Annotated in this window: 15 protein-coding genes; 4 read left to right on the top strand and 11 right to left on the bottom strand. The window is 50.9% G+C overall.

The features are described 5' to 3' along the window. Window positions 1-24: 24 nt before the first annotated feature. A complete protein-coding gene (locus tag DXN05_RS14480; protein ID WP_116847997.1) occupies window positions 25-717 on the top strand; it encodes a LiaF transmembrane domain-containing protein in 693 nt (230 codons plus the stop codon). On the opposite strand, the gene DXN05_RS14475 is transcribed toward DXN05_RS14480, so the two are convergent. Then, on the bottom strand, window positions 714-1913 hold the full coding sequence (locus tag DXN05_RS14475; RefSeq protein ID WP_116847996.1) for a hypothetical protein: 1200 nt from the start codon (window positions 1911-1913) through the stop codon (window positions 714-716). The genes DXN05_RS14480 and DXN05_RS14475 overlap by 4 nt on opposite strands. A 296-nt stretch (window positions 1914-2209) precedes the next feature. Between DXN05_RS14475 and DXN05_RS14470 the strand changes: the two genes are divergently transcribed. Both DXN05_RS14470 and DXN05_RS14465 read left to right on the top strand, forming a co-directional pair. Beyond that, the gene (locus DXN05_RS14470) at window positions 2210-2662 is read left to right on the top strand and encodes a gluconate 2-dehydrogenase subunit 3 family protein (protein WP_158559258.1); all 453 of its coding nucleotides are present in this window, start codon (window positions 2210-2212) and stop codon (window positions 2660-2662) included. 24 nt (window positions 2663-2686) lie between these two features. Beyond that, entirely contained in the window at window positions 2687-4387 is a 1701-nt protein-coding gene (locus DXN05_RS14465; RefSeq protein WP_116847994.1) for a GMC oxidoreductase, read from the top strand. Window positions 4388-4590: 203 nt separating this feature from the next. Here DXN05_RS14465 and trxA read toward each other — a convergent pair whose 3' ends face one another. The 9 genes from trxA to DXN05_RS14415 form a co-directional block, all read right to left on the bottom strand. Next, on the bottom strand, window positions 4591-4905 hold the full coding sequence (trxA, locus tag DXN05_RS14460) for a thioredoxin (protein WP_116847993.1): 315 nt from the start codon (window positions 4903-4905) through the stop codon (window positions 4591-4593). 127 nt (window positions 4906-5032) lie between these two features. Then, complete coding sequence (locus DXN05_RS14455) at window positions 5033-6298, bottom strand: hypothetical protein (protein ID WP_116847992.1); 1266 nt, start codon at window positions 6296-6298, stop codon at window positions 5033-5035. Further along, complete coding sequence (locus DXN05_RS25080) at window positions 6295-7617, bottom strand: condensation domain-containing protein (RefSeq protein WP_245975215.1); 1323 nt, start codon at window positions 7615-7617, stop codon at window positions 6295-6297. The genes DXN05_RS14455 and DXN05_RS25080 overlap by 4 nt, the downstream gene beginning before the upstream one ends. Then, window positions 7614-8837 (bottom strand): glycosyltransferase, encoded by a 1224-nt coding sequence (locus DXN05_RS14440; RefSeq protein WP_116847989.1) that lies wholly within the window; start codon window positions 8835-8837, stop codon window positions 7614-7616. Before DXN05_RS14440 ends, DXN05_RS25080 begins: the two co-directional genes overlap by 4 nt. A 21-nt stretch (window positions 8838-8858) precedes the next feature. Beyond that, a complete protein-coding gene (locus DXN05_RS14435) occupies window positions 8859-10058 on the bottom strand; it encodes a glycosyltransferase (protein ID WP_116848263.1) in 1200 nt (399 codons plus the stop codon). A gap of 160 nt (window positions 10059-10218) precedes the next feature. Next, window positions 10219-11061, bottom strand: a complete 843-nt coding sequence (locus tag DXN05_RS14430; RefSeq protein ID WP_116847988.1) for an alpha/beta fold hydrolase — start codon at window positions 11059-11061, stop codon at window positions 10219-10221. Continuing rightward, window positions 11052-11351: an acyl carrier protein gene (locus DXN05_RS14425; protein WP_116847987.1), complete on the bottom strand. Its 300-nt coding sequence runs from the start codon at window positions 11349-11351 to the stop codon at window positions 11052-11054. Before DXN05_RS14425 ends, DXN05_RS14430 begins: the two co-directional genes overlap by 10 nt. Further along, complete coding sequence (locus tag DXN05_RS14420) at window positions 11339-15640, bottom strand: type I polyketide synthase (RefSeq protein WP_116847986.1); 4302 nt, start codon at window positions 15638-15640, stop codon at window positions 11339-11341. The genes DXN05_RS14425 and DXN05_RS14420 overlap by 13 nt, the downstream gene beginning before the upstream one ends. A 56-nt stretch (window positions 15641-15696) precedes the next feature. Then, the gene (locus tag DXN05_RS14415; RefSeq protein ID WP_116847985.1) at window positions 15697-22635 is read right to left on the bottom strand and encodes a type I polyketide synthase; all 6939 of its coding nucleotides are present in this window, start codon (window positions 22633-22635) and stop codon (window positions 15697-15699) included. A 610-nt stretch (window positions 22636-23245) separates the two neighbouring features. Here DXN05_RS14415 and DXN05_RS14405 point away from each other — a divergent pair. After that, a complete protein-coding gene (locus DXN05_RS14405) occupies window positions 23246-25219 on the top strand; it encodes a M1 family metallopeptidase (RefSeq protein ID WP_116847983.1) in 1974 nt (657 codons plus the stop codon). A 229-nt stretch (window positions 25220-25448) separates the two neighbouring features. Here the strand turns inward: DXN05_RS14405 and bioA are convergent, their stop codons facing one another. Beyond that, window positions 25449-26708: an adenosylmethionine--8-amino-7-oxononanoate transaminase gene (gene bioA / locus DXN05_RS14400; RefSeq protein ID WP_116847982.1), complete on the bottom strand. Its 1260-nt coding sequence runs from the start codon at window positions 26706-26708 to the stop codon at window positions 25449-25451. Between the last annotated feature and the right edge of the window lie 197 nt (window positions 26709-26905).

Genomic DNA, 26905 nt, shown 5'->3' with positions numbered 1-26905 from the left:
GTGTATCAATTAAAACATCATTTTATGAGCCGTTTTCATACCAACAGAATACAGCGCAATCACAGGCCGGTTATTGGTTTAGTGCTGGTTGCCGCGGGCTTTATCTTGTTCGCCTCAAAATTTTTTACGGGTATACCTGCATGGCTGGTAAGCTGGCCCATGTTTGCGGTTGCCGCAGGTTTGGCTATTGCACTGGCTAACCGTTTCAGGAACCCTGTGTGGGTATTCCCTTTTTTCTGGGGTGTATATGGTGTGCTGAATATGCAGATGCCCGGCTGGAACCTGCATGAATATGTGTGGCCGGCTGCTATTATGATCACCGGTTTCTTCCTGATGTCGCGTTACAACGGCGGACGTTATTACAAAAGGGAATGGAAAGCACAGGAGGTAGATATCACTGCCGTTTTTTCGAACAACAAAGCGGTGGTGGCTACCGACGATTTCAAGGGTGGTGATGTAACCTGTTTTATGGGCGGCGCTTCCATCGATTTGCGCAATGCCGGCTTACAATCACCCGCCACGCTGGACATCACCTGCTTTATGGGTGGCTGCAAATTGCTGCTGCCGGCAGACTGGATTATAAAAAGTGATCTTACTGCCATCATGGGCGGTATTGATGACAAGCGTACCCTTGTAGATGCAGACCCAACCCAAAACAAAGTGCTGGTTATTGATGGCACCGCGTTTATGGGTGGCATCGAAATCACCAGCTTCTAGTTATTGCCCGCAACACCGTTGCGCGTAGAACTGCCGCTTGGATCAATGGCTTTACCGCTGGAACGCAGGTTCACAAACTTGTTCAGCAAATCGAACCAGAAAGGCGCACCCAGGCTAATGGCAATGGCCGTGATAAAGAAACCGAAGAAACTCGTCCACGTTATATGGCTGGCTATATAACTGGACTTTATATAAAACCCGTGTTGATTAAATATTGAATCGGGGATGTTATTGGTTAAAGGCACCTGCTGTAAAAAGGCAAGGTGCCTTTTTTGTAACAGGCGGATAAAGGTTGTGTCTGTTTTGCCATAATCTTTCCAGCCCAGTCCCAGCAGGGTGGTTATGCTGTCGCGATCGGCATTGAGTTGTGTAAAAGCCTGGCTGGCCAGCGAACTGTCGTTCGCGGGATTGTAAGAAGGGTTGGTGGCGGCGGCAGCGCCAATGGCTGCCAGTTGATCGCTCTTGTCTTTGTTCTTTGAAAGACAGGTAGAGATACTGATGCTGTCAATATTCAGGGTTATGGCCAGCAGCAATCCAATGCCAAACAACCAGAAATGCGTGGTTCTTTTATACCAGCCGCTTACCCTGTCCATAGAATCGTTGAACCACTGTTCCAGGTGTTGCGCAAACAGGTCAAGGCTGCCTTCCGATTCGTTGAGATGGTAGTTCAGTATTTTAAACGTATCTGCATCAATAACCGGTTGCTGCGGCTGCGTGCCGGGCTGTGCGGCAGGTGCTTTACTGTAGGTATTGATGGCATTTTGCACCATCATAAAATCAGCTTTCTTCAGTTCATTCTCCGGGTCAAGATTTTTGAGCGTATCAATCAGCACCGTAGAAAAGTTCTTTGCACTGAGATAGGAGGGTTTGCTGAACAGTGCATTCTCCCCATAGTTTTTAATAATGGGATGCGCATAAAAGCGGCCGTATAAAGTGCGCGGCGCTCTTTTCACAAACCAGCCGAGCAGCCAGGTATATAAATCCGTTATCCTGCAAACAAGGTATTCGCGTAACTGGGCAAACCGCCCTTTGGGCTGCGTATTGCTAAGCATGCTGCGAATGCCCTTATACAAAACGCGCGACCTGCGCTGGAACAAACCGGCCAGGCCCTCCTGCAAGGCGGTTACAAACAGGCTGTAGAGCAGGAAAATAAATACCAGGCCGGTAATAACATTAATCACAGAATAATTGAACATGGTTTGCAATATAAAGAATCTGTAATATGTAATAAGATTGTTTTATTGTTTGATGGTTGGGCAGTTGCCGGAAAAGTACAGGGAAAAGCCAAAAGAGTATCACAGTTCTTTCCAGTAATAAAACGGTTTTGCTATTATTTTTGCCATTAGCTTTTATTCTTTTATCTTACTGCTCCCAACCGTAAAACAACCGAGCGATGCCATTGAACAGAAGAACCGTTCTGAAACAATTTTTGTACATGTCTGCGGGGATGGCCTTATTGCCAGCGTGCCTGCAGCATCATGCCAAATCGAGTATGCTGTTAAAGCATATAGCGATTGACGGAGACCAGGAAAAGACCCTGGCCGAACTTTCCGAAACCATTATCCCTGCCACTACCACACCCGGTGCCAAAGATGTATCTGCACACCTGTTTGTGTTAACCATGGTAGATGATTGCTTTACCAAAGCCGATCGTGACCGCTGGCAGGCAGGTTTTGCCGCATTTGAGAAAATGAGCAATGACCTGAACGGTAAAAACTACCTCAGCAGCACACCGCAGCAGCGCGAAGCCCTGCTGACCAAACTGGAAACAGTGAAAGATGAAAAAGATGATGCAGCCTGGTTTTATCAGGCTACCAAACGACTTACCATCCGCTGTTATACCAGCTCCAAATTTTATTTAACCAAGGTTCAGGTGTACGAACTGGTGCCTTCCCGTTACAAAGGCTGTGTACCCTATAAACCCGCTGCCAGAAAGGTGGCTTAACATTTACGCTTTACCCTCAATTATATGGGCAATACTAAAGAAACCCGCACGTTCGACGCTATTGTAATCGGTTCAGGTATCAGTGGCGGCTGGGCTGCAAAAGAATTTACAGAAAAAGGTCTCAAAACACTGGTGCTTGAAAGAGGCCGCGATGTACAGCACCTGAAAGATTATCCTACTACCAACAAATATCCCTGGGAATTTGAACACAGGGGCGATATAACAGCCGATGTAAAAGAAGCCAACCCTGTTGTAAGCCGTTGTTATGCATTCAGGGAAGATGCCATGCACTTCTTTGTAAAAGACACGGAACATCCGTATGTGCAGGACAAACCGTTTGACTGGATACGCGGTTACCAGGTGGGTGGCAAGTCACTGTTGTGGGCCCGCCAAACGCAGCGCTGGAGCGACTTTGACTTTGAAGGCCCGGCAAGGGATGGTTTTGCAGTTGACTGGCCTATCCGCTACAAAGACATCGCGCCCTGGTACAGCCATGTAGAGAAATTCGCAGGCATCTCCGGCAATAAAGACGGTTTGCCCAACCTGCCTGACGGTGAGTTTCTGCCCCCGCTTGAACTGAGCTGTGTGGAGAATTACTTCAAAGACTTCGTATCGAAAAACTATAAAGACCGCAATGTGATTTATGCACGTTGTGCGCATCTTACAGAACCGCAGCCCATACACCTGGAACAGGGCAGGGGACAATGCCAGAAAAGAAACCTTTGCCAGCGCGGATGCCCGTTTGGCGGGTATTTCAGCAGCAATTCATCTACCTTGCCCTGGGCACAGCGCACCGGTAACTTAACCATGCGCCCGCACTCGGTAGTGCATTCTATTATTTACGATGAACAGAAAGGAAAAGCAACCGGCGTACGCGTGGTAGATACGCAAAGCAAGGAGATGATTGAGTATTATGCCAACGTGATTTTTGTAAATGCGGCTGCCGTGAACACCAATATCATCCTGCTCAATTCTACCTCGCACCGTTTCCCCAATGGTTTGGGTAACGACAGCGGTGTGCTGGGCAAATACTTTGCATTTCACAACTATCGCGGCCATATCTCGGCAGAGTACGACGGATTTAAAGACAGCACCACCGATGGCCGTACGCCCACCAGTGCATACCTTCCGCGCTTCCGCAACGTGGTAAAACAGGAGACGGACTTTTTGCGTGGCTACGCAGCAGGCTTTTCATCAGGCCGTGGTAAAAACATGCATACGGAAGGCTTTGGCAAAACACTGAAAGAAAACCTGTTTAACCCCGAAACAACCGGCTGGTATGTTGGCTCGCATATGATGGGTGAAACCATCCCGAAAGAAAGCAACAAGCTCACCCTTGATGCCAGTAAAAAAGATGAATGGGGTATTCCGTTATTGCATCTTGACATTGCTTATGATGACAATGATGAGAAAATGCTGAAAGACTTTTTTGAGCAGATGACCGAGATGTACACCAAAGCCGGTTTTACCAACATCAAAACAGGCGATTCCAAACAGGCGCCCGGACTGGATATTCACGAGATGGGCGGTGTACGCATGGGCAATGACCCCAAAACATCTATGCTCAACAAATGGAACCAGCTGCATGCCTGCAAGAATGTATTTGTAACAGACGGCGCATGTATGACATCTACCTCCACACAAAACCCCTCGCTTACCTACATGGCCTTAACAGCAAGGGCCGTAGATTATGCGGTAACACAGCTAAAGAAAAACGAACTATAAAAAAATCCCCGGCCAGTTTAAGGCCGGGGATTTTTTTACGTAAGTCGTCAGTCGTGAAGCGGAGGAATTTATTGCAACGCGTCAGATTGATTAGCGAGTTTTCCCGACCGCTTCGCCGGCGGCTGTGGGGACACAGCCACGCGCATAATTTATTGACTATTGACTATTCACTATTCACCGGCAAAGCCGGTACGCACTAACCATTACATATTCTGCCTCAGGAAACTCTCCAGCTGCGCCTGGGGCATGGCTCCTGACTGACGCCATACAATTTCGCCGTTTTTGAAGAGGATAAACGTAGGTACACCCTGTATACCGAAAGCCTGGGCAACTGCGGGGTTTTTATCAACGTCCATTTTCAGGATACGCAGTTCATCTTTCATTTTTTCCTGCACCTGTTTTAGCACAGGCGCCATGGTTTTACAGGGGCCACACCATTCTGCAAAAAAATCAACCAGTACGGGTTTGCCGCTCTGGATAATGTCGCGGAAGGTTTCTTTTTTATCTGTTGTATCCATAAAGTACTTTTCCTAATTTCTTCAAAAAAGATGCTAGTTTACCCGGCAGGCAATAACGGCTGTCAGAATGAACAAACGGCTGATATATACCTGCCATTACAACCGGAAAAGGTCAGGATACTGCAGATCAGGCAGCAGGCACGGTATAGGGCTGCTGCAGCAGGCTGGTAGCCCGGTCGCGGATGCGCTCTGCCGCCGATTTGCTTAAAAAAGCATCGTTAAACACAAAACAGCAATCCAGCCGGTTGCGGAACGAACTGGCTACAAGCGTGTTGGCATTGCGCCAGGGAAAAGCCACTGTTGGACTGAACACATCTGCCACGTCAAAATGCTTGTAATGCGCCGGGATATCGAGTTTGCCCATATTGCTGAGGGTTACATCATGCGCGCCGTCCATGCTTTGCAGCATGCGTATCATTTGCGGCACACTGCCGTGGAAATATTCACCCAACAACAGCTGGTCTTCCACATGCAGGTTGTTGAGGTGCAGCATAAGCGTTTGTTTGAGTGACTGCGCATGGCTCCAGAAATCATTGCCCGTTGTTGCAGTCAGTGACAATTCTATCACCGGTGCATAGGCAAACATATGGTGTTTGGCAAGGGCCGGCACATAGCGCCTGATGTCTGCGGGGCAAATCAGTTTGCCGCGTGCACTATCGCCCTGTACTTCTTTAAACGCCTGCAGAAAAGCCACACACAACATGGTATGCAGGGAGCAGCCTGCCTGTTTGCTGCGCAGTAACAAATCGGTTGTAGCTGTTTCGGAAAGTTTCCAGTGCAACACCTGCGGTGTACCGGGTGCAGCTATCGCAAACTTTTTTGCCTGCATGCTTACACGGGTAATGCCGGCGAATAAAGATGTTTTCAGTTTTTTGGAGAATGGCAGCCGGTGCCGGGGCAACAGCTGGCGCAGGTGGCTGAAACCTTCGTCTGTACCGAGTTCGGCAGCAGGGTTGTCGATCAGCTGCAACAGTTCGCGCATGAGGTTGGCAATGGTGGTGCCGTCGCAGATACAGTGTGCGCAAACCAGCATCAGTTCTGAAACCTGTGGTCCCCGTAACCACACCATCCTTGCCAGTGGCCCTTCGTATTCATTGAACAGCTGTTTCCACTGCCATTCCGATTCATTGAGCCATTGGTCATTGTGACTGCGTTCACGTATCACAATGGGGAGCGGCAGTGTTTGCGGCCTGGTAACAAAATAGGGGCGGCCCCAGGCATTTTTGCGTATCACAGCGCGCAACATGGCATGTGAGGCCTGCAGGCGTGCGCAGGCTGTTTCAAGCATAGGCAGCGTAATTTGCCCAAGCAAACGTACAGTGAATACACAATTTACGGGAGTTGCGGCGTCTACATACATAATCCGTTCGCCTATCAGCAGTTTGCGTTTCATGCAATGGTGTTTTGCAGGGTGATGTGTTGTATAGCTGTTGTAGCAATGGCTGCGTGGCTAAACAACAGATTTAGTGCAGCTGCCTTGATGGCCTTTGCCTGTTCCAGCGAAACAATGGTGTTGTTGGAAACAAAACCAAAATCCATTTGACCGTCATAGGTAGAGGTGATGATGGTGGTGGGGTTTCCAAACGGGCCAATCACTGTTGGACTATGGATGGCTGTTACTTCAAAGCCATGGTACTTTTGCCGGATGGGCAGCGGCCCCATGTTAGAGAACATAAAATCGTTCTTGATTTTACCGTACCGAAACAGCTTTTGCATGGCAGGCTGTATACCATGAAAATGCTCAAGCGAACAGAGTAGATGATATGGTTTCAGTTGCTGTAACTGTTTGGCTGCCTGTTGTTGCAGTAAGATGGCTTTTTGCCAGAAAGGTGTTTTGGTGTCACCGTCAAATGCAAAACTGATAGAGACGCCAAAGGAGAATATACTATCGCTTTTTATTTCCGGTACAAACTTTCGGATGTCGACCGGGCAGGTGATTTTGAATTTACCTGCCTGTTTCACTACTTCATACGCACGCAGCCAGGCCAGCGCCAGCGCGGTGTTTACCGTTACGCCATGCAGTTTGCATTGCTGCAACAGCGCGGCAGACTGTGCTGCATCCAGCTTCCAGTGCAGCAGGTAATCTTCATTCCTGGGTATGTTCAGGGGTTTGCTGGTATTAATAAAAGCTGCGCCTGCACCTATAAATATTTTGGCTGCTGCAGCCATGCTGCGGCGGGAAAGGCTGTGCAGCAGCGGCCATTGAATGTACTGTTTAGCCCATTGCTGCACGGGCGGTATCATATCATCCGTGCCGATGTGGGCGCCGGGTTGTTCCAGCAGTAATAATAATTCCTGCACAATGGCTACTGCAGAAGAGCCATCGCACAAACAGTGATGAAAGGCCAGCAGCAGATCGCTGGTAGCGGCGTCGCGTAACCATACCATTTTCGCAAGCGGACCGGTTTCAACCGGGAACAAGGTTTTCCATTCCTGTTCTGTTCGCCTGCGCCAGTGGTCATCATCTTCTCGTGAAACAATCTCCAGCGGAATGGGCGGTGCTTCTACCTGGCATTCAAACCACGGCATGTTATGTGCACCGGTGGTAATGCGTGCGCGCAACATGGCATGTTTTACCTGTATGCGGTCAAGCGCATGCCGCAACCCTTCAGCAGTAATCCCGCCTTTCAGCTGCAGGTGAAATACACCATTGAAAGGCTGGCTTCCGTTGCCATACATCAGGTGTTCAAGAAAAATCAGTTGTCTTCTCATATGTGGCTGTTTGCATTCGTTAGATGGGTGCTGGTTTTGTTTGCGGCTGCAAATTGTTCGAGGTGAAATACTGCTGCATCGTTGCCGCCCGCATTGATATAAGTTTCCCGTATGCGTTGTGCGGCCAGCCTGTATTGCGGGTTGTGCAACACATTATGCAGGGCCTGCTGCAGGTCGGGTATGCGCAGGCGCTTGTAGCGCAGTTTAATGCCGCAGCCGGCGCGCTCTATCAGCGATGCCGTATGAAACTGGTCATAGGCAATGGGCGTGATTATCATGGGCAGGCCATGCAGGAAGGTGTCGTTCACGGTATTAAAGCCACCATGACAAATCACTGCATCCATCTGTGCCATTACAGCCGACTGTGGTACAAAATCCTGCACAATAAAATTCGACGGCCATTCTTCCATAATGCCGGGATGTGTTGCTGCCACAATGGTTACCGGTGTATTGCCAAATGCAGTAACCAGCTTGCTGAAAAACTCCTTGCGTATGTTTACCAGCAAAGTACCGATAGAGGCGTATACTTTGGGAGAAGGCATCGCCGCCAGTTTATCCCAGTCAAACGGTGCATTGTTGGGCCTGCCTTTCACCGGCCCGGTAAATTGCATGTGTGGCGGTGGCTTTGTGCAACCGGCAAACTCGGCAGAGGTGAATACAATATTCAGCTGCGGTGAGTTAACAATGTGTGCATCGGTATAAATGCCAAACTCCTGCTGCAGGCCGGTGATCAGGGCATTTTGCCAGGCATTGATTTTAGGTGTTTCCAGCATTTCTTCACCCACAATGCCGGGTGGCACCGGCGTGGTAGTGGCATAAGGAATGCCTTTGCTGTAAGCGCATATGGCGCCTGCCCAGGTAATGCAATCGCTCACAATAACATCCGGCTGAAAGTTATCGGCAATGCGTGATACGCCTGGCATCATCCAGCGGCAAAAGGGGGCATAGGTTTCTTCCAGTGCCAGTTTCAGGGCTTCTGCACCTGAAATGTTGGGGCCGTCATCCTGGCGTTTTAACACACGTGCAATCGCCTCGCGGTGCGGGGCCAGTTCTTCTTCAGGAGTAATCCATACGCCGCCTTCGGGTATATGGTGCGGCGCCAGAGGTTGCAGCCCTGTCCATACCACCTTGTGTCCGCGTTGCAGCAAAGTGGCGCCCACGCTCAGGGTAGGACTGATGTGGCCGAAAAAGGGCGGAACTACAAATAAAAATTTAGCCATGATACAGATAGTTGAGCAGGGTTAGGTAAGTGTGGTGAAAGCAGGCTGTGTTTGCAAACAGTTTTCGAGCAGCTGAACGGCATAGGCAGTGCCGCCTGCCTGTTCAAACGAATGGCGCATGGTTTCAGCAGCGTTTTTATAGGCAGGTTCGGTTAAGATGCTGTATACATGCTGCCGCAGCTGTGCAGGAGTAAAACGCTTGTAATTCAGCCGCAGCCCGCATCCGGTAGCGGTTACACGCGATGCTACATACGACTGGTCGTATGCAATGGGCACTACTACCAGGGGCAGGCCATGCTGCAGGGTTTCAGATACGGTGTTTTGCCCGCCGTGGCAAGCAACGGCATCCACATACGGCAGCAATTGCAGTTGCGGCACGCGTTCCTGTACTATAAAATTCTCCGGCCAGCTGTTGAGCAAACCGGGTGTTGATACCACAATCACCTGTATGTTCTCCCCGGCGAATGCGGCGACCAGCTTTTCAAAGAAGTCTTTTTTATACGCATGATCAAACGTAGTGCCGATAGATACGAGTATGGTATAGGCGTAACCATGCGCGTGAAAGGCATCCCAGTTAAAAGCTACATGCGCCGGTCTGTTGGAAGTAACGGGGCCGGTGAAATGGTATTCTTGTGAAAGCTGCGTATCACCAAAAAACAACTGCGTGGTATACAGCAGCACCAGTTGCTGTGAAAGCGTAATGGCTTCAGGATGGTGCAGGCCAAGTTGTTGCTGCAGTTGCAGTATTTTATTGTTTTCCCACTGGTGTATGGCCGGCAGCTCATCTTTCATTTTTACAGAAGCAGGTGCGGTAACCGAAGTAACAAACGGAATGTTTTTTTTCCAGGCAGCCATGGCCCCTGCAAATACCTGGTGATCGTGTATAACCAGGTCGGGCCGGTAGCTGTCGAGCAGGTCGCAGATACAGTGGTACAGGTAACGGTTTAATGGAATCAGCACATCATCGTACAGGAAGCGGATGCTTTCTACACCGTATACATTTTGCTGCGAAATATTGCTGATGCGTTCTGCTTCGGGCAGGGTACCGGGCTGCGGCGGTACAGGCAGCCAGTGTGCGCCCTGCGGCAGGCGGGTTTCGAGTGTTGGGTCAATGCTTATCCAGCCTACTTCATGTCCCTGCTGCAGCAGGGCAGCACCAATGCTTAACGTAGGGTTTACGTGGCCTGCGAGCGGGGGAACAGTGAATACAAATTTAGCCATGGTGTTTTCAGTTTTGTGTTTCAAGTTTCAGGTTTGACGTTGATAGAGCGCCGGTTCAAAAGTTCCAGTAGTTCAAAAGTTCCATTGCTCGTGTTGAATCGGGTATGGCTGCTAACCATTGAACCATTGAACAATTGAACTTCGGAACGCGGCGCAGCCGCTACATCGCCAGGTTCCAGCCGGGTGTTTCTACGCCGATGCTTGTGGCAGAAGGTTGAAAATGGTGTATCCTGTTTTCACGTGGTTGCAGGAAACTGTTGATGCTGCTGCCTACCTGGAAGGGTTGTTGCACGGGTATGTGGTGGTCGCCTGCCAGCCAGGCAAGTTGTGCGTTGGGTATTTTACGCAGCAGCTGTTTGCCTGTACTGGCGCAGGGAGAATCGGTGCCGTATAACAGCAGCGTATTGTGCAGCAGGCGGTCAATGCCTGGCTGCTGCATGAAATCTTTTTCAGCCAGCATATCCTGCTGCAGGGTGGTTTGTTTCAATAAAAAATGATAGAGGTTATAGTTGCGTTCCAGTTGTCTTTTGCTCATGGGTTTGCCCTGTGCCTTGCCGGCTGCGGCTATTTGTTCGAGTAATGCACTTTTGCTGTAGGCATCAATGCGGGCCAATGTTTGCTGTTCAAATGGGTCGGGCGCTTCAATGGCTACGAGTTGCTGTATGCGTTCGGGATACGATACGGCTGTTTGCAGGGCAATCAGTGCACCATAGCTGTAACCGGCCACGTGTACCTGGCGCAGGTGCAGTGCATCGAGCAGTTGTATTAAATCGGCTGCCATGCCCTGCAGGTGATAACCCCAGGTGCATTTGCTGCTGAGGCCATGGCCCTTTAAATCGTACAGCACTACATGGTACCGCTGTGCGAGCATGGGAGCGATGTTGAAATAAAACACAGAGAGGTTGCTCATCATGCCATGTATCAGCACAATGGTTTCTGCAGCGCCCCTGTTCATTTCCTGGTAGTGCAGGGTGGTGTTACTGGTTAACTTGATTACTGGCATTGCTGGATGTATTGGATGATGTTGTTCAGGTTTAATGCAATAAGCTGGTCTATATCCATGTTCGATAACCAGCCGGTGAAATCGATGCCTGTGCCGAAATGCTGTTTTACTTTTTCCGAGAAAGCAACCAGCTCAATGCTGTCCATTTCCAGGTCGCGGGTAAAGGTGCTGTCCTTTGAAATGTCGAGCCCGTCTGCAAACTCGGCGCCGATTACTTCTGTGATGAATTGTTTGAGTACAACGAAAATCTCGTCGCTGCTAAGTCTGGTTGCTGGTGTTAAATGGTCCATCCGATAATGTAATTTTTGTGTTGAATTGTGGTGATCCAGGTCTCGTTTATTTTAAGCGCATGGCCTTGTATCGCTGTAATCCCGTATTGTTTCGGGTTGCCCTGTAAACCTGTGCCTAGGTATTTGGCATAAGCTTCTTTCGCTACCCAGCAGCGGGTAGTCCATTCAGGCAGGTCAAGGTCTTTGATCAGCGCCCATTCCTGTGCAGCGAATACCATATCGATAAAACCTTCACTGCGTGGGGCTATCAGCTCTATGTCAATACCAACCCGTTTACCTGCTGCGGCAATGGCCACTGCATCGGTGCCTTTGTGGGCGATGGAAAGCTGTATGTCTGCCGTTGTTTCACCGCTTGCATAAGGCTGCCCGTTGGTATGGTTATGTATGCTCAGTTCGTTAAGATAACAGGATGCATCACGTTGGTCCAGCACATAACGTACGGCATCTTTAGCTGCAATACGGCTGATGGTCCATTGCTTTTGTTTGTTTATCGGCAATTGCTGTCGATAACGGCGTTCAGCCCCGGTGAAGTATCGCTTTAGAATAAAATGCCATGAATTCACGCGCTGGTAACGGCTGTTGAAGAAGAATACGCCCGGCGCAAGCATATCGCTCAATGCAGTGCCCAGCGGCTGCATGCAGCTTTGCCACAGGCGGGCATCTATTTCGAGCCGCCTGTTTTGCCAGCCTTTAATGGTGGCCCATACTTTGCCATCGCGCATCAAAATGAAATCGCCCAATGCATATTCCGGTGTGAGTTGTGTAAGCACACAGGTGCACTCAAATGTTCCGTGCTGCCTGGTATAATCATCGTAGAAATTTACTTCGCGGATGTTTACCGGGAAGGCTACCCGCTCTTCTGTTAATGTCAGTTGCAGCCACAGCCCAAAGAGCTGTCCTGCATTGTCGAGCAATGAGCCTTTGCCTGTGCCGCCTTCAATAATACCGGTGATGCCCTGTTTGCCGGTATGTAACACGCGTACAATGCCCTGGTAGGCCGGTCCATGAAACATATGCCCGCGGTAAATGGTGGCCCGGTCAGGAGCAATGCCGGTGGCTTCACCCGGGTTCAGGTTAAAAGGCGGCGCTGCGGTATAGCTATCACCCAGCAGCACACCTGCGCGCGCATACTGGTCAATGTGCAGCTGCAGGCTGTTGTTGTTTTGCCATTCGCATTGAATCACGCTGTTTAAATCGGTGGCAACGCTCATCCATTGAAATACCTGTACTTCGTTTATCTGCAGTACCCGTTTGCCAGGTGCGGCATTGGCTGCAGCATCGGCAAACAGTTCCAGTATCATGGTCATGGGAATCACCGGCTCCATGTCGTCCATATGCTGCCAGCCTTCTTTCTGCCGCATCAGTGCATGATCCAGCAGGTAGGGGTGTGTGTGCAATGATACCTGCAAAGGCGCGTTAAATTGTTTGGGCTGTACAGGCGGCGGTGCGGCAAATGCAGGTGTGGTGCTTGTTACGGGGCGTTGCTGTAACAGCGCCAGCAATTCGTTTTGTGCCTCCTGCAGCAGGGCTATGTTTTCGCTGACTGTTTGCGCAAGGGCCGGTGCATGTGCCGGCAATGCCTGCACAGGCTGCGATACCGGTATGCCTGCTGCACGTGGTTTCGCGGGTGGTGTGGCAATGCTTTGCAGCAGTGGCCAGTGTTGCACCAGTGGTGAGCCCAGTTGCAGCTGTATGGCTGTGCCTGCCTGTTTCACAGGTTGTTGTGGCTGTATAAAATCCATCGCAATAGCACGGCCTTCTACAAATAAAGCGGCCAGTACCCGTTGCAGCTGGCCAATGCCGCTGCGCGTGGCCACATTGGCTGCAACCGCGCTGTAGGATTGCTGTTTCAGCGTATCGTCTATAAAGCCGTTCAGTCCGCCTGCACCTGCCTGTATAAATACCCGTACGCCTTCTTTGTACAGCTGCTGTGTTAATTCCCTGAAGCGAACGGTATGTGTTAAGTGTTCTTCTGTTAAGGCCAATATGGCTTCCTTGTTTTGCGGGTAAGGCTGCAGGCTGGTGGCAGACCATAGCGGCACCTTGCCCGGCGTAAAGCTGATCTTGTTTACATTGGCCAGCAGCAAGGGTAACTGTGCCTTTACAAAAGGGGAGTGGAAGCCGCTCTGGAAGGGCAGTTGCTGGTGAAATACCTGCTGCTCCAGTAACAGGGTGGTTAATTGTTCCACTGCTTCCGGTGTGCCGCAAACAATGATCTGCTGCGGACAATTATCGTTGGATAAATAGAGACCTGGAATCTGATCCATCAAAGGTTTGATACGATCATACCCGCAACCCACTGCCAGGAAACGGGAATGCTGCAACTGGTAATCTGCCGGGTTTAAGTCGCCCAGCAGTTGCAGCACAGATGCTTCTTCTACCATGCCTGCGCTGCTCCATCCCAGCCATTCACCCAGGCTATGGCCGGCAATTATATCAGGTTGCACACCGAGTTGTTTTAGGGCTGCATCAATATAACGGCTGCTGTTGATGGCAGCGAAAACATTGTGCAACAGTTCACCTGTCCGGGTAGCGGAATGCTGTACAGGAGTGAGGTTAAAGTATTGCGCAATGGAAGCTGTTTCACCGGCAGCCAGTCCGTCAAGACCAGGAAATACAAAAGCGAGTTTGCCGCCGTTGCTTAATAGTGGTTCAGGTGTATACCAGATATCCTGCCTGTTGCGCCATGGGGTGTTGCGGGTAACTATTTTGATGGCCTTCTGTATGCGTTCAGGGGTGGGATCAAACAAGGCAATGCGGAAATTGCCTTCCCCTGTTTGCTGTTCGTTGTGTTGCAGCGCCTGCAGCAGTGCCTCATTGCTAGGGCGTGCCAGCAGCAGCACTTTGTCTTTTTGCTGTGTGGTATTGCTGCTTTGTGTTGACTTCCGCGGAATCTGCTTCGATGCTTCAAAGCCTTGTAACACCACATGGGCATTGATGCCGCCAAAACCAAAAGCATTTACACCGGCTATGCGTGGCAGGGTGCCTGCATCCCAGTCTGCTGTTTCGGTTACCGGTGCAAAGCGGGTTTGCTGCAGGGCATTTACCGGCTCATCGCAATGCAGGGTAGGCGGCAGTTTGCCGTAATACAAAGCCAGCGCAGTTTTAATTAAACCGGCAATGCCGGCTGCAGGCATGGCGTGACCTATATTGGATTTTACGGAACCCAGTCCTGCTTTAGGCAATGCAGCATCAAAGCCGAATGCCTGCTGCAACGAGGCGATCTCTGTTTTATCTCCTAATGGGGTGCCGGTGCCATGTGCCTCAATATAACCCACCTGCTGCATGGGCAAGCCAGCCTGTTGCCAGGCCTGTGTAATGGCCTTTACCTGGCCTTTTACAGCAGGGCTCATCACACTCTGGCCGGCGCCGTCGCTGGATATACCGGTGCCCCTGATTACGGCGTATACTTTGTTGCCATCCCGCAGCGCGTGTTCCAGCTTTTTGAGTACCACGAAACCGCAGCCTTCGCCAATGAGCAGCCCGTCTGCCTTCTGATCAAACGGGCGTATCTGCTGTTGCCTGGATAAGGCCCCCAGCTGCGTAAAAATGCTCCAGAAAGGTGCATTCTGGCAGGCATGTACGCCTCCTGCAATCATGGTATCGCAGCGGCCGCTTTCCAGCTCTTGTATACACTGGTGCACGGCCAGTAACGAGCTGGCGCAGGCTGCATCTACTGTGTGCGCAGTGCCGCCAAGGTTAAGCCGGTTGGCTACCAGCGATGCGGTGAGGTTGGGAATTAAACCCATGACGGTATCTGGTGTAAAACGGCCTTTTTGTAACTGGTATTGCTGCTTTACCTGCTGTAGCTCTTCGGGTGATAAATGCGGCAGCGCAGTGCGCAGCAGTGCTGCCAGCTGTTCGCCGTTGCGTACAATTTCAATGGCACGCACAGCGGCAGGACCGCTGTAGTTACCCTTGCCAATGATGATGCCGGTATTGCCCAATGAGATATGATTGTGCAGCAGGTCTGCATCACGCAGGGCATCGCGTGCAAGCTGCAGGGCCAGCAATTGCTCGGGTTCTGTGCCTTCAACGGCTACAGGCAAAATGCCGAAGGGAACGGGGTTAAATTGTGCATGTGCATCTATAAAACCACCGCGGCGGCAGTAAAAGCGGTCAGGCGCCGTGGTTTGCGTATCAAAGAATAGGGCATCTATCCGGTTAGCGGGCACAGTTTCAATGGCGTCTTTTTTATGCAGGATGTTCTCCCAGAAAGACGGCACATTGGCTGCGCCGGGAAACATGCCGGACATGCCGATGATGGCGATATGGGTTTGATGGGACATAGGTGTTAATTCAACAGAGCGAGTTAGTATTCGTGTTTCGGGCAATGCGCGGCTGGCTAACCGGCCATGATAATTACCTGGCTGTCGTTGCCGTGCCGCAGTTCCTGCATAAAGGCTTCCATGCCATGTGCCAGCGGAATCAGTGCAATGCCCTTGCGTTCGTACTCCCGTTCCAGGCTGGGCGATACCATGCCTGTTCCCTTCCACGGGCCCCAGTTAATGGCTATCACATGTGTATTCAGTTTGCTGCGCAGCAATGCTGCACTGGCGTCCAGCACGCTGTTGGCTGCGGCATAATCAGTTTGCCCGCGGTTGCCATAGGCCGAGGCCACGCTCGAAAACAATACCATGAATTGCAGGCCTGGCTGTAATTGTGCAGCCAACACACGCATGGGGTTTACCTTGGTGGTAAACACGCGCTCAAACGATTCCGGTGTTTTTTGTGCAAACAATTTGTCTTCCAGTAAACCGGCACCATGCACTACGCCATCTATGCGGCCATAGGTGCTGTACAGTTGCTGTACCAGCTGTGCAAGTGCTGTTTCATCGCGTGCATCCAGCGAATAATAACTAACGGTTGCGCCTGTTTGCTCCAGTGCGGTAATGGTTTTGCGGGCCTGGTTGTTCTTGTGTATTTCCTGGGTGCGCTGTTCTATTTCTGCAGGGCGTTTCACCGTGCCGCCTGTGATCAGCCATTGTTTGATCTGCTCTTTGGTGTGCAGGTGGCTGCCGGCTGTTGCTGCCAGTTCACGCGGGTCGGCAGAGCGGCCTACGAGTATAAAGTGGCAGGGATAATCCTGCGCAAAGCGAATCATCAGTTCTGCAGTAATGCCCTGTGCACCTCCCAATACCAGTACCACGCTTTCCTTGGTGAGCTGCAGGGCAGAAGCGGTATGTGTTTCCAATGCTGCAGGCATGGGCTGCAGCACAAAACGGTGACCATTATCGTAGCTGATGGCTGCGCTTGTGGTGGCATACTGTAGTTCGCCCAGCAATAGTGCTGCGAGCTGATCGGCGGGCATGGGCTGCTGCAACTCAATGCTGCTGCAGCATACGTGTTCGTATTCTTTTGCAAGGCTTTTGATAAACCCCTGGTATCCCTGTATGCGGCTTAGTACTTCAGCTGTGTTTTCATTGCGTGCATGTGCAGTCAGGTCGCTTGCAGCCAGTACCCATTTCAGCTGCTGCCAGTTGAGTTGCTGCAGCATGGCCATGCTATCGGCGATGCTGAGCGGTGATGATGTATTAAACAGGTCCAGTTGTATAAACCCGTCACAATGCACAGGCATTTGTCCCGGCAATGCTTGTACTGCGGTTGCGCCAAGCGGATGCAGTAATGCCTGTAATTCGTTCAATGTTGCTGTATCTCCGGCAACGGCAAAGCTGCATCCCTGCAGGTTGTGGCTATTGGCGCTGCTTAAAGGCTGCGCAGTTTTTTCCAGCCGCAGGCGGCTGAGTACAGCATTGCCCGTGGCAGGTGTGAATCCTTCTTCAATAATCTTCTGCGCTTCCTTTACCGGCTCAAAGCTGCGGGTGAGGGTTTCGGCCAGCCAGTTGACCAGTGCCTGCAGGGTTTTAAGGGCGCTTAGCTGTTCGCTTTGCTGGTCGCTTCCGCTGAAGCCTGTTTTTGTTTTGAGTTCACCGATAATTTCCATGCGTTTGATGGAATCGATACTGAGATCGGCTTCCAGGTCAAGCTCCATGCCCAGCATATCTGCGGGGTAGCCGGTTTTATCGCTTACAACATTCAGTAAAATCTGTTTCAGTTCTGCTGCGCTGAATGATACGATATGTGTTTGTTCAGCTGCTGTAACCAGTGCTACGGCTGCCTGTACGGGCGCGGCGCTTTGCAGTACCTGTAACAATGCCTGCAGTGTTTTGCCCTGTGACAGTTGTTCGGTGCTGCCGTTCCAATCACCACCTAGTCGCAGTTTCAGCTCGCCCAGTATTTCGGTGCGTTTGATGGAATCAATGCTCAGGTCGGCTTCCATGTCCATATCCATGCCCAGCATGTCTGCAGGATAACCTGTTTTATCACTTACTATGTGGAGCAGTAGTTGTTTCAGGTCTGCCACAACAGGTGTTGCAGTTGTTACAGCTGCCACTGCTGGTTGTGGTGATGGCAATTGCTGTGCTGCTGCGGGCTGTACTACTACGGCCGGGGTAACTGCGGGCAACTGCGGGTTGCCAAGAAAGCCCATCATTACATCGCGCTGCGCCTGTATCAATGCTTTGATATTGCTGAGGTATTCCTGCACCACCTGTTCAGATGTGCCGGCTGCAACCGGTGCGGCTGTTTGCCAGTGTGGCTGTGTTAATTGCAGTGGCGTGGTAACCGGCATGGCGCCATGCGGCGGCAGTTTGCCGGTTACAGGCAGGGCCATATGGCCATTTACCTTCCATACGGTGTTGCTGCGTGCATGTTGCAGCGGGTTGTCGAGATTGAGTATCGCTGCTTTTCTGCCGGCAAACAATTGCTGTAAGGCCACTTCGCGACCGCTGGCAATATACCGGCCCAGCATATGCAGCAGGTGGGTAATACCGTGCTGGTCTTTGTCTTCGGTGTGTAACAACAGTTCGTCTTTACCAAGAATGTTTTTAACCAGTCCGCTCAACACCTTGCCCGGACCTGCTTCTATAAACACCCTTGCCCCGGCTGCGTACATCTGCTGTACCTGTGCGCTGAACAGTACGGGCTGCACCAGGTGATCGGTTAAGCGTTCCTTGATGGCAGTGGCTGTTGTGGGGTAACGTTCGGCCGTGGTATTGCTCCATACCGGTATGGCCGGCGCGCGGAATGGCACATTGTTCAATACCTGCTGGTACAATGCTTTTGATTTGCTTAACAGCGGACTGTGAAAGGCACACGCTACTTCGAGCTGGCGGAAGGAAGTCTTCCGGTCTCTCAGCTGCTGCATCAGGCGTTCCATCGGTTCCGTGCCACCGGCGAGCACCCATTGCTGGGGCGAGTTGTGGTTAACGGCATAAACACCCGGTTCAAGCGAAAGTATTTGCTGCAAATCGTTTTCGTTGCAGCTTACGGCCATCATGGTGCCTTTGTCATCTTCAATGGCATCGAGTATGGCTTTGGCTCTCTGTTCACTTAAGGGCACCAGCTGATCGGGTGCAAAAACGCCTGCCAGGCAAAGCGCAGGCAGTTCGCCATAACTATGTCCGCCTGCCATATCGGGCGTAATACCCAGCAGTTGTAACAGTTGTGCAATGGCCATGCCTGTAATGCCCAGCAGGGGTTGTGCTATGCGTGTGTCTTTAATGGCTTGTTTCTGTTCTTCTGCCTGTTGCGCAGTAAACACGGCAGCAGGGAAAAGCAGTTGTTCATAAGCAGGGTATTGCGCCAGCCAGCTGCGCAGCGCAGGGAAACACACAAACAGGTCGCGCGCCATGTTAATACGCTGACTGCCCTGCCCGGGAAACAGGAAGGCTACCTTGCCTGCTACGGGCTGCAGCGGGTATACGCCGGTTGCTGCTGCGCCTGATAAGGCCAGGTTGATTTTTACAGCAAGGTCTTCTGCATCATTGGCCACAATACACAGCTGGATGGGATCGTTGCTGTACTGGTGCAGGCTGAAGGCAATACTGGTTAAACTGGTGCCATCGTTGTGTTGCAGCAGGGTATGCACACTGCGCAGCAGTGTTTGCGCATCACTGAATTGTTTTCCCCTGAACACAAACAACTCCGATGGCCACGCCTGTAATATGCTGAGTGCAGCGGGTGCAGCTGCCTGTGTATCGTTTTCTATCACTGCATGGAAATTGGTGCCGCCAAAGCCAAAAGCACTGATACCGGCTACGCGGCGTGTGCTGTTCCATACACCGGCTACCTGGTTAAAGGCAAACGGACTTTCACCTGCTTTATAATATGCATTGGGCGTGCTAAGGTGAAGTGTTGCAGGTTTTACACCATGGTATACAGACAAGGCTGCTTTGATAACACCGGCCAGACCGGCTGCGCACTTGGTATGGCCAATCTGTGTTTTTACCGATCCCAGCCAGGTTTGTGCAGTTAAAGCCCCTGACTGCTGGAACATTTGCGACAGCGCGCTCAGTTCTGTTTTATCACCTACAACGGTACCTGTACCATGTGCTTCAATTAAACCTGCGGCAGCAGGTGAAATGCCTGCCTGCGTGTAGGCGCGCTCCAGGGCGCGTAACTGGCCGTTTTTGCGCGGCGCGGTCAGCCCGAGGCTCTTGCCATCGCTTGAGCCGCCGATGCCCTTAATCACGGCGTAAACCGTGTCTCCGTCGCGTTTAGCATCGGCATGGCGTTTCAGTACCAGCATCGCAATGCCTTCGCCTAGGGCAATGCCATCGGCCCCTGCGTCGAATGTGCTGCAGCGGCCTTTGCGGGAAAGGGCCTGCGTGCTGGAGAACAGGAGGTAGTCGCATATGCTGTTGTGCAGGTCGGCAGCGCCGGCCAGCACCATGTCTGATTTTTCGAGTTGCAGTTCCTGGCAGGCGAGGTCAAGCGCAGCCAGGGAAGAAGCGCAGGCAGCATCTACCGTATAGTTTCTGCCACCCAGGTCAAGGCGGTTGGTAATACGGCCTGAAATTACATTGGCAAGTACACCGGGGAAGGAATCTTCCGTCATTCTTGGCAGCGCAGCATCCAGCTCAGCGGGTATTTCGCCAAATAACTGCGTAAACAGCGAGCGGAATGTATAACTGCCTGCCAAATCGTTACCGCCTTCTGCTCCGATGATCACCGATACGTTTTCTTTGTTTAATGCATCACTGCCATAACCGGCATTGTCCAATGCCTGTTTGGCTACCAGCAAGCTTAACAGCTGCGTGGGTTCTATGGCGGCAAGTGATTGCGGGGGAATACCAAAGGCCAGCGGATCGAAGTCGATAGATGGAATAAAGCCGCCCCATTTGCTGGGTGTTTTATCTCCATTGACAGAGGCGGGATCGTAGTACAGTGCTTTGTTCCAGCGTTCATCCGGTACTTCGGTTACGGCATCTTTCCCAAGTATAATGTTGCGCCAGAACTCTTCCACGTTCCGGGCACCGGGATAGATACATGCCATGCCTACAATGGCTATGTTCAGTGCCTGATCGTCGTGCACAGGCTGCTCAGGCAGCATGGCTTGTTGTAATAGTGCATAGTTGTCCATTGCAACCGCCTGGTGCAGTTGCTGCATGGTAAGCACTTTGTTTTGCAGGGCAGCTACCTGCCCAATCATGTACATGCCGTTTTGCAGCTGCTGCTGTTCGTTGAGTTGCTGCAGGTTGTTGCCATTGCGTTCAAGTCCTTTCGCTGCAATACGCAGGCGGCCTACATTCAGCGATTCCAGCTGTTCCCATATTTCTTTTTTAGGAACGCCTTCCTGCTGCAGGCGTAGCTTCTCCTGTTTAAAGAAATCAGTAAAAGGCGATTGCAGGCAACGTGTTTCATGGCCCGGTGCTGTTTCGAGCAATACCGTGTGTTGCTGTGCTATGGCCTGTTGCTGAAACTGGGGCAGTATGGCGCCGGTGCTCACTGCTTCCTGCGTGTACAAATAAGCAGTGCCCATGAGTACGCCGATCGCTGCACCGCGTGCAGCCAGTGGTGCGGCCATGGTGGCTACCAGTGCAGCGCTGCGTGCATCGTGTATGCCACCTGCAAAAAATATGGAGATGCGGCTGAGATCGTCTTCCTGCAACAGCCGGTTGATCTGTTTTTCCCACAACACCAGGCTCGACAGCGGGCCTACATGCCCCCCGCATTCCCTGCCTTCGAACACAAACTTTGTTGCGCCTTCGCGTAGAAATAAATCAAGCAGCGATGCAGAAGGTACATGCAGAAAAGCCGGTATGCCGGCCTGCTCCATCGATTTGGCCTGTGCGGGTGTACCGCCTGCAATAAGTACTACCGGTGGTTTTTCTTCCAGTATATAACCAATCTGTTCGTTGCGCAGTTCCGCGTCAGCAAACCCGAGTATGCCTGCTCCCCAGGTGTTGCCGTTGGCCTGCTGTTTGGTTTCGCGCAGCAGTTGTTTTGCCTGTTCACCTTTTAACAGCGATAAGGCTACAAATGGCAGTGCGCCTGCATTTGCGACGGCTGCTGCAAAGGCAGGCACATCGCTTACGCGTGTCATGGGGCCTTGTGCAATGGGGTAGGTGAGTTGCAGTTGCTGCGCAAGTTTGTTGCCTGCGCTGAGTATATTAAAATGCTGTGCCTGTTTTAAATGGCCGTGCATGGCTTCACGCATGGCAAAATACAGGCGGCTGAGTTTTTTGTATTGCTGTTGCAGGTCAATCGCCAGTGTTATATCCTGGCCAATGGGCAGGTAAGCCTGCGTAACATCGTAACCGGTAAAGTAGTCTGTAATAACTGCGTCATCAGTCAATGCCGGTGAATCTGGCCGCACCAGTACGCGGTAATGCCCTATCAGCCTGGTTTCGCTGCCATTGAGCTTTTCGCAGATAGTGCGTGTGCTTTTGGGAATATTGCTTTCAGGAAACAAGGCCAGCTGGCTATCGAGCACTACACCTGCTGCGCCCAGTGCGGTTATTGCTGCTGCGTTGTGCACGCCTATGCCACCCTGCAGCAACACCGGGATGCCGGGTGCTTGCTGTAATACCTGCTGTAACAATATAAAGGCGGCCGTATCCCCGCTGCAGCCACCGCTTTCACTGCCTTTGAGTACAAGTGCTGTTGCGCCTGCAGCGCTTGCTGCCAGTGCTTCTTCCAGTGAATATACCTGGTAGTATAACTGTACATGACGTGGTATGGGCAGTCTTGAGTGAAAGGGAACAATGGCCATGGTGGCCTGCTGCGGCAAATCAACAGTGCCGGAGAATGTTTCAGGAAAACAGATGCCGAAGGGTAAGCTGCATTGTGCAGTAAACCGTGCTACGGCTGCATTGGCCTTCACCGCATCGCGCCCTGCGTGGATAACAGGGAACAGGCCGGCTTTGGCAAGGGCTACGGCTAAATCTGCGTCGGGCTGTTCAAAAGGGGTTATACCCACGATAAAAGTAGTACTAGTCATGGTCGCATTTTTTTAAGGTGCAGTTCAAATGGTTATTACATGGCAAGGCAAACTACTTTCAAGGGCAAGACAATCGTTGTTCAATCTTATTTATTTTTATTCATTCATGCTATTCTTCAACAAAAAGCCGGTTGGGCATAACAATTCATCTCCGGGTTTGCAGAAGGCACGCACGGGCATACGAAAAAATTGCGCTACAAACGCTGGTGAAAATGGTAATGGCAAGTTGGAATAAAAACGGGCTGTTACAAGGGTTTATGGCAGTACAAACCACCATTGTTCAAATGGTACAGATTAAAATAAATACAAACAGTAGAAACGTTAAGCCAAGGGTACGGTACCTGGCAAGCCATTAATGTATTAGTAACAGTGGGAACAAAGGATAAAGGGATTTCAGTTGCAGTTTTGGTTATTGCAGATGCTGGAATAAAAATATATATAAAAAAAATAAAAACCAAATTTTAGCTGTCGCATCTGCACTGCTTTTGCTGTTGTATCTGCACGGATGATGCCTTATTAAAAGAAAAGCACCGTTATATCGCTTGCAGCTCAGCGCTTACGCTTATTTTTACCCGCTATCATTAAAATATTGTTTGATTATCGTTTTATCATGAGAAAACATTCCCTTTCTTTTTTGTGTGGTATGGCCCTGTGCGCAACCGGTGCTGCATATGCACAAACAGGTGCAGCATCACAGTATCAGCCGGCTGCATTGTTTTCGCCGGTATTTTATACCCAGAACGGCGACGCGATACATGCAGCCAATGGCAATCCCGGCCCGCAGTACTGGCAAAACCGGGCAGACTACCGTTTGCATGCCACCATTGATACAACTTCGAAAGAATTAACCGGCACTGCCATCATTACCTATACCAATAATAGTCCTGATTCACTTGAATACCTGTGGCTGAACCTGGATCAGAATACATACCGCAGTGATGCCCGTTCCAACTTTTTAACCGGCGCTACTGCACCTGCACATACCAATGGTTTTGTGATCACCGGTGTAACAACCAGCCCGAATGCAGCTGTACAGGCCAATTACACCATTACCGATACACGCATGCAGGTGCGCCTTGCCAAACCACTGGCACCCAAGGGCGGTACAATTACTTTACAGATCAGTTATCATTATACCATTCCCGGTGCTTTTGGCGGCCGTACAGATTATGTAGCCACCAGCAAGGGTACTATTTATGAAATAGCACAATGGTTTCCGCATATGTGCGTGTACGATGCCGCACGCGGCTGGAATACCCTGCCATACCTGGCCAGCGAATTCTATTATGATTATGGTGATATTGATTATACCGTTACGGTTCCCTGGGATATCATTGTTGCCGGTCCGGGTGATTTGCTGAACCCTGAAACCGTGCTCACCAAACAACAGATCGCACGCCTGGCGCAGGCACGCAACAGCGACAAGACCATCATGATTCGCAGCGCTGCTGAAATAGGTGACCCTGCATCACGACCTGTACACAGCGGCACCCTTAGCTGGCACTACCTCATGAAAAACACGCGTGACGTGGCTTTCGGCGCATCCGGTGCATACATATGGGATGCAGCCGGCGTGCGGTTGCCCAATGGTAAAAAGTCAATGGCCATGAGTGTATACCCGGTTGAAAGCGCCGGCAACGAGGCATGGGGCCGTGCTACGGAATACCTGAAAGGTTCTATTGAATACTTTTCAGAGAAATGGTTTCCCTATCCTTACTCCGTAGCCATCAACGAAGCAGGTATTGCAGGCGGCATGGAGTATCCCGGTATTTTATTCGACGGCATCACCGATAAAGGCAAGGAACTGTTCTGGGTAACGGCCCATGAAATTGGCCATAACTGGTTTCCCATGATCGTCGGTTCTGACGAACGACGCTTTGCCTGGATGGATGAGGGCTTTAACACGTTTATCGATATTTATGCATCGGATGTTTTTAACAAGGGCGAATATGCACCCAAACGCGATGCAGAATACGCAGAAGGCGGCGGCAATCCCGCTGATGAAATTGTGCCGGTGCTCGTTGACCCGGCCTGCCCGTCTATCATGACTGCGCCCGATGCGATACCGGAGAAATACCGTCACCCCTTAACATATTTCAAACCTGCATTCGGACTGGTATTGCTGCGCGAGCAGATTCTCGGCGCCGACCGTTTTGACTATGCGTTTAAACAATACATCGCACACTGGGCTTTCAAACATCCGCAGCCGGAAGACTTTTTCCGCGCTATGGACAATGGGGCAGGTGAAGACCTGAGCTGGTTCTGGAGAAGCTGGTTTTACAATAACTGGCGTTATGATGTTGCGGTAACAAATGCTGTAAATGCAAAAGAAGGTAACCGGCAGGTGGTGCGTATCAGCTTTGCAAATCTCGATAAACAGGCTTTCCCTGCTGTGGTTGATATTGCCCTGCTCAATGGCACACACCAGCGCTTTACACTGCCTGTGGAAACCTGGCTGCAGCAAAAAGCAACTACCATTACCATACCTGTGCCTGCAGCAGCCGATAAGGTAACCATTGACCCGGATGCAAAGCTGCCGGATGCAGATAGAAGCAATAATGTGAAGGCAGTAAGCGGGGAGTGATAAAAGCAGGTGAGTGGTAAGTGATCTCGAGTAACAATTTCGAGAATCGACAGTCGACACGTCGAGACGATCTAAGCGAGTATAAAACCTGTCGCCGGAGGCGATTTATACCAAACAGGCTTGCAGCTGTTTCCTGTCGTGCGAATGTTGCCGGTGGGGACACTGGCAACGGCAACGGTGGCTGTTTTATTCACTATTGACTATTCACTTTTCACCAGTGGTTTCCACATTAGGCAATTACTTTGCGTACCGTCTCATACACCTTGCTCAGCTCATCCGCAGTAATGCAATAAGGCGGCATCAGGTACACCGTATTGCCCAGGGGGCGCAGGTATACGCCTTCCTGCAAACATTGCGCAGTAATGGTTTGACTGATATTGTTCAGGTACTCGTCTTTCCCCTTGTTTATTTCGAAGGCCAGGATGGTGCCCAGCTGGCGCAGGTTTTTGATGTGCGGATGGCCGGTGATGGTGGTGGCAAATTGCCGGTGGCTTTGTACAATGCTATCAATACGCTCCATGGCGCCGGGCTGTTGCAGCAGGTGCAGGCTGGCCAGCGCTGCTGTGCATGCAAGCGGGTTGGCGGTAAAGGAATGGCCGTGGAAGAAGGTCTTCAGCTGATCGTCCTGTACATAAGCCTGGTAAATAACATCGGTGCAGGCAGTAACACCCAATGGCATGGTGCCGCCGGTAAGTCCCTTGCTTAGGCAAATAATATCGGGCTTGATATTGATGTATTCACTGGCGAACAGCTTGCCTGTGCGACCAAAGCCTGTCATCACCTCATCGGCAATACATAAAATACCGGCTTCTTTGGCGGCTGCGAGCAGTTGATTCAGTGAAGCGGCATTATACATTTTCAGTCCGCCCGCGCCCTGTATCAGCGGTTCATAAATAATGGCAGCGGTTTCATTGCTGTGTTGCTGCAGCAGGGCAATGCTGTCTGCAATATTCTCCGGGGCAGGGGCATCAATAAACAGTACTTCAAACAGCAGATCATGAAAAGCGAGTGTAAACACACTGCGGTCGCTCACACTCATAGCGCCGAATGTATCACCATGATAGGAGTTTTTCAGTGCGATGATCTTTTTGCGCTGGCGCTGTTCTTTGTTCCACCAGTATTGTACGGCCATTTTTAAGGATACCTCGGTAGCGGTAGAGCCATTATCGCTGTAAAACACCTTGCTGAAATTACCGGGCAGCAGTTGCAGCAGTTTTTCTGCCAGTGATACAGCCGGTTCGTGCGTAAAGCCGGCGAAGATCACCTGCTCCAGCGTGAGGGCCTGTTTGTACAGCTGCCCGGCAATGTAGGGGTGTGCATGGCCATGAATGGTTACCCACCAGCTGCTGATGGCGTCGATGTAAGCATTGCCATCGGTATCGTACAGCAGGGTGCCTTTGGCCGAAGCCACGGGCATGGGTACAGGCATGTTTTTCTGTGGTGTAAACGGATGCCAGATATATTGTTTGTCTCTTTCTGTCAGGTTCATCGCGCAAAAGTAGGGGAAACGGAAGTAAGGGGGATCACTGGTGAATAGTGAATAGGCAATAGTGAATGAATGTACTTGCCTGAATAAGGTTGACTTTTTTTGTAGATAATAGACCTCGTTGTAAAGTAATGTTTTTTCTGATACAGCTGATTAAAGCGGTTCATTTGCAAAAGACATTGCTTTGCAACGAGGATTCT

The organism is Deminuibacter soli (assembly GCF_003412455.1).
Lineage (GTDB): Bacteria > Bacteroidota > Bacteroidia > Chitinophagales > Chitinophagaceae > Deminuibacter > Deminuibacter soli.
This window is presented reverse-complemented; position numbering and strand designations above follow the sequence as displayed.